The 5,026-nt window shown below is 59.5% G+C and carries 4 protein-coding genes and 2 pseudogenes; 3 read left to right on the forward strand and 3 right to left on the reverse strand.

The window, feature by feature from the left end:
- Positions 1-76: 76 nt before the first annotated feature.
- Together grpE and ACGVJ8_RS11750 are read right to left on the reverse strand one after the other, a co-directional pair.
- Positions 77-748 (reverse strand): nucleotide exchange factor GrpE, encoded by a 672-nt coding sequence (gene grpE, locus ACGVJ8_RS11745; RefSeq protein WP_392348310.1) that lies wholly within the window; start codon positions 746-748, stop codon positions 77-79.
- Between the two features lie 46 nt (positions 749-794).
- Positions 795-1,283 carry a hypothetical protein gene (locus ACGVJ8_RS11750; RefSeq protein ID WP_392348312.1) on the reverse strand — a complete coding sequence of 163 codons (489 nt, stop codon included), beginning with the start codon at positions 1,281-1,283 and terminating at the stop codon, positions 795-797.
- On the opposite strand from ACGVJ8_RS11750, the gene ACGVJ8_RS11755 reads away from it, so the two are divergent.
- The 3 genes and pseudogenes from ACGVJ8_RS11755 (at position 1,260) to ACGVJ8_RS11765 (ending at position 4,585) form a co-directional block, all read left to right on the forward strand.
- Positions 1,260-2,003, forward strand: a complete 744-nt coding sequence (locus ACGVJ8_RS11755) for a GspE/PulE family protein (protein ID WP_392348314.1) — start codon at positions 1,260-1,262, stop codon at positions 2,001-2,003. The genes ACGVJ8_RS11750 and ACGVJ8_RS11755 overlap by 24 nt on opposite strands.
- Before the next feature lie 324 nt (positions 2,004-2,327).
- Positions 2,328-3,332, forward strand: a pseudogene (locus tag ACGVJ8_RS11760) (type IV pilus twitching motility protein PilT); the annotation flags it as partial.
- A 19-nt stretch (positions 3,333-3,351) separates the two neighbouring features.
- Positions 3,352-4,585 (forward strand): annotated as a pseudogene (locus ACGVJ8_RS11765) (type II secretion system F family protein).
- On the opposite strand, the gene ACGVJ8_RS11770 reads toward ACGVJ8_RS11765, so the two are convergent.
- Positions 4,560-5,026, reverse strand: a 467-nt coding sequence (locus ACGVJ8_RS11770) for an NAD(P)/FAD-dependent oxidoreductase (protein ID WP_392348316.1), incomplete at its 5' end; no start/stop codon positions are given. The pseudogene ACGVJ8_RS11765 and the gene ACGVJ8_RS11770 sit on opposite strands and share 26 nt — an antisense overlap.

A 5,026-nucleotide genomic window follows, 5' to 3' on the forward strand; every position in this document is an offset into this window, starting at 1 on the left:
ATGCGCCGATAAGCCCGCTTGAGGCTGTCGGGATCCACATCCCGGCTGATGCCAAGCAGGTCGTAAAAGTCGGCCATCAGGCCTCCTCCGGCGTCTGATTCGTTGCTGCCTCAGCAGGCGCTGACGATGAACCAGATGGTCCTGGACCCATCGATACCTTCACCATCGCGTGGCGCAGCACACGCCCGTCGCGGTGGTAACCGCGCTGGAGCTCTTCACACACCACGTCCTCAGCGAACTCGCTGCTTTCCTCCCGCAGCACAGCCTCATGCAAGTTCGGGTCGAACTCCTGGCCAACCACTTCCATTCGGGCCACCCCCTGCTGTTTCAGCACGTCCACCAGTTGCTTGTAGAGGCCCTGATAACTGCGATGCAGCGCCTGGGCTTCCTCGCCTTCAGGATTCAGCTGCTGACGGGCCCGCTCAAAGTTGTCGACAACGGGGAGGATCTCCGTGAGGGTCGAGCAGACCAGCTGCTGACGTATATCGTCCTGATCGCGGCTCTGGCGCTTGCGGAAGTTGTCGAAATCTGCCGCGATGCGCATGTATTGGCTATTGAGCGTCTCGTGCTCCTGCTTCAACGCGCTCAATTCCTGCTCGAGTTGCTGCATCCGATCGGCCGGATCCACAGCTGCTGGAGCCTGTTCGGACGTCGCCTCTGGAGCATCAGGAGCGGACTCCGGCGTGGCTGGATCAGCACCGGACGCAACAGTCTGGTCCTGCTCTGGGGTGGAGGCGTCGCCGCTCATGCTGACCGCTCAGGGATTGCTGTCCAGACATGTTGAAGGGCAACGCTCACCTCCCACAAGCTGCGGAAGCCCGCACCTCGGGCAACCCATGACTTTGACGCTGCCAACCCCCGATGCCGGCGACACAGCACGGCAGCGTTTCGCCCTTGAATTGCTGTTGCCGCAGCCGGTTCCGGGCCCAGAGCAACTGCTGACAAGCCGCAACCTGCTTAACGACGCCCTCCCAGACGTTAGCCCAGATCAATGGCGGGCACTTCAGGCCATGCCGATCGCAGTCGGTGCTGACCACCTGGACATCGCGATCCCTAGCCAGTAGTGAGAGCAGGCATGGCAACAGCTGATCGATCAGCTGCCAGAACAACATCGCACGATCCGCCTGCACCCCGCCATCGAAGCGGATCTGCAGCGGGCCTTCTCCACAGAAACGGACCAGCCAACGACAGAACCAAACCCGCCAGCAGCAAAACAGCCAAGCAACCCTGCACCAGCCGAGACCGGTGGCACTCTCGATGTGAATGCTGAGTCCTTTCTCCACGACTTCAACCCCGATGGGGTGCTGGAGAGCGACGAGGACGACGACGCCCAACTGGCCCGGGACGCCATTGACCTTGAGGCCAGCCTCAAAGATGCGGAAGCCTCTCCCGTGGTGACGCTGGTGGACCGAATCCTGCTGCAGGCCATGTCAATGCAGGCCAGTGACATCCACGTAGAACCGCAGCAGAAGGGATTGCGTCTGCGATTCCGCCAGGACGGTGTGCTCCAGCAGTACATCGAACCACTCCTTAGTCGCCTGGTTCCAGCGGTGACGTCCCGCTTCAAGATCCTGGCGGATCTGGACATTGCCGAACATCGTCAAGCCCAGGATGGCCGCATCCGCCGCAAGTACCGTGACCGATCGACCACCCTCCATTCACTTCTGGCCGAGCGCAACGATCCGGGAATCAACATCTCCACGGTGGAGGACCCGATCGAATACACCCTGCCTGGCATCACCCAATGCCCGGTAAACCGTGAGAAAGGCTTCGACTTCGCCACCGCGCTGCGGGCTTTCATGCGCCAGGAACCGGACGTCCTACTGGTGGGAGAAACCCGTGATCTCGAAACAGCCAAAACAGCGATTGAAGCTGCACTGACGGGTCACCTGGTGCTCAGCACCCTGCACGCCAACGATGCCCCCAGCACCATTGCCCGCTTGGACGAAATGGGTGTGGAGCCCTTCATGGTGTCGGCATCTATGGTCGGGATCATTTCCTAGAGGCTGCTGCGCAGGGTCTGCACACAATGCCGCGAGCCCTACCGGCCGGAGGAACCGGAACTGGACCGCTTCGGGCTGATGGTCAGCCGAGAAGCGCGGATGTCACCTTTTACCAGGCGCATCATCACGGCCCCAACGAACAGGTCTGCCCCCTATTGCCAGGGGAGCGGATACAAGGGCCACGTCGGCATCTATGAGGTGCTGCGGATCCAGGAGGACATGGCCACCGCCATCTCCAAGGGCGCCAGCACCGATGTGATCCGCCAGCTGGCACTGGAATTTAGAATGGTGACCCTGCTGGGATACAGCTTCGAATTCACCGTTGAACCGGCCGTAGGGCGGTTCAACGGTGAACTGCGACCGATGACGGATCAGCCCTTAGCCGAAGAGGACTGCAACAAGCTGATCTTTTCATTGCTGAACAACAGCCAACGCAAGACCCCAGAACAGACCTGGGAACTGGACTGCGCCTACGGCCTGAAGGGCGTTGCACGCTTCCGCGTCAACGTCTACCGCCAAAGGGGAACATATGCAGCTTGTCTGCGGGCCCTGGGAAACAACATCCAACAAGTGTTGAACTTCTGAACCTCCCGCAGGTAGTGCTGGAAACAAGCGAACATCCTCGCGGCCTAGTGCTGGTGACCGGTCCGACCGGATCCGGCAAAACGACAACCCTGGCGGCTCTGCTGGATCACATCAATCACACCCGCACCAAGCACATCCTCACCATCGAGGATCCAATCGAGTTCACCTAACAAAAGCGACAAAAGTCTTGTTCACCAACGCCAGCTGAATGAAGCCATCCGCAGCTTTGCTAACGCCTTGCGCGCAGCTCTGCGCGAAGACCCGGACGTGATCCTGGTGGGTGAGAGGCGGGATCTGGAGACCATCCAACTGGCCGTAAGTGCCGTCGAAACCGGACATCTCGTTTTCGGAACCCTGCACACCAGCTCCGCCGCCCAGACCGTGGACCGGGTGGTCGATGTCTTCCACCGGAACAACAAACGCAAATCCGCGTACAGCTCTCGGGCAGTTTGGTCGCTGTCTTCTCCCAGACCCTATTGCCGGCGTCAAAACCCGGCAGAGGGGCAATTCGGTCGCGTAATGGCGCAAGAGATCCTGATCAACACACCCGCCACCGCCAACCTGATTCGGGACGGCAAGACCGCCCAGCTCTATTCCCAAATCCAGACGGGTGGAGAACAGGGCATGCAGACCTTGGAAAAAGCCTTGGCAAACCTGGTGCTCAACGGTGATGTCTCCCAAGCCGAGGCGATGGCCAAAGCCAGCAAACCGGGAGAATTGCAGCGGTTGATCGGTGAAATCTGAACCCGGGAGATAAGCACCGATGGCCGCTTTTATTGCCTCCTACGACGGTCCCACTGGACAACCTCGGACGGTGACGATCAAGGCAGCCAACATCAGCGAAGCCAGAAAACTGCTCCGCCGTCGGGGCATTCGCACCCAAGACCTGCGGCCCGTCAGCCCTGGAAGCATCCAGGACGCCAAAGCCGAAGGGGCAGACGCGGGAGGTCTGAAGTCGATCGACCTCAACCGCCTGTTTGAGAAGGTGCCGGGCGTCAAGGAGAAGGCCGTATTCGCCAGCAAGCTGGCGGCCCTGGTCGATGCCGGTGTGCCGATCGTGCGCAGCCTCGATCTGATGGCAACGCAGTAGAAGCTGCCGATGTTCAAATGCGCTCTCACCAAAGTGAGCCTCGACGTCAATGAGGGCATTGCCCTGGCAAAAGCCCTGCGTCAGTGGCCAAAAGTGTTTGATCCGCTGAGCATTGCCATGGTGGAAGCCGGGGGTGTTCTGGATGAAGCTCTCAATCGACTAGCCGAGCTGCTGGAAGACACAGCCAAACTTCAAAACCAGATCAAGGGAGTCCTGGGCTATCCCGTGACTGTGCTGGCCATCGCCATCCTGGTGTTTCTCGGCATGACCATGTTTCTCATCCCAAGATTTGCGGGGATTTTCGAGGAGCTGAGTGCGGAGCTTCCCGCCTTCACTCAACTACTCGTCGATCAGAGCAAAATCCTGCGCTCGTCTGTTGCTCTGTATGCACTAAGTGATCCTTCTGACGATTTGGATGTTGAGCAGGTTCTATGCGACACGTAAGGGCCGTCGAACGATCGACCGCCTGATGCTGAAACTGCCACTCTTCGGCGAATTGATTCTGTTGTCAGCGACAGCTCAGTTCTGCCGGATCTTCAGTTCGCTGACGCGGGCTGGAGTACCGATTTTGATGTCGATGGAAATATCCAGCGAAACTGCTGGGAACTCAATCATTTCCGACGCCATTTTTGCGTCAAGGGGCATGCTTTTGAGCGATGCACTCATTCACCAAAAAGTGCTGTCGGACATGGCGCTCAGCATGTTGGCCATCGGCGAGGAAACCGGCGAAATGGACAAGATGCTGACCAAAGTGGCGGATTTCTACGAAGACGAAGTCAGCGCCATGGTCAAGGTGCTCACCTCGATGCTGGAGCCCGTGATGATCGTGGTGGTGGGCGGAATCGTGGGATCCATCCTGCTGGCGATGTACCTGCCGATGTTCACCGTGTTTGATCAGATCCAGTAATCACTGCAGCGATGGCCTGGCCCGCCAACCAACCGCCGCTCCAGCAGGCCTGGAAGTTAAAACCGCCGGTCATCCCGTCCACATCCAGCAGTTCTCCGGCCAGGTAAAGACCGGAGCAGCGGCGGCTCTCCATCGTGGCCAGGTTGACGTCCCCCAAGGCGACACCGCCGGCGGTGACAAACTCCTCCCCGAAGGGTCCACGTCCCTGGATCGACAATCGCTGCGCGCAAAGCAGCTCCACCAACTGACGCTCCGCCTTGATCGGCAGATCTGCCCAACGACGCTCAGCCTCCACGCCAGCCAGGCTCAAAAAGGCTTGCCACAAACGCCGCGGCAAATGCTCAAAGGGCTTGGCGGCAGCAAGGGTGCGCTTGGCCTGCTCCTGCCGCCATTGCTGGAACCGCTGAGTAACTCCCGAACGACCCGAACCAGCACTCCAAT

The organism is Parasynechococcus sp. (assembly GCF_042954245.1).
Taxonomy (GTDB): domain Bacteria; phylum Cyanobacteriota; class Cyanobacteriia; order PCC-6307; family Cyanobiaceae; genus Parasynechococcus.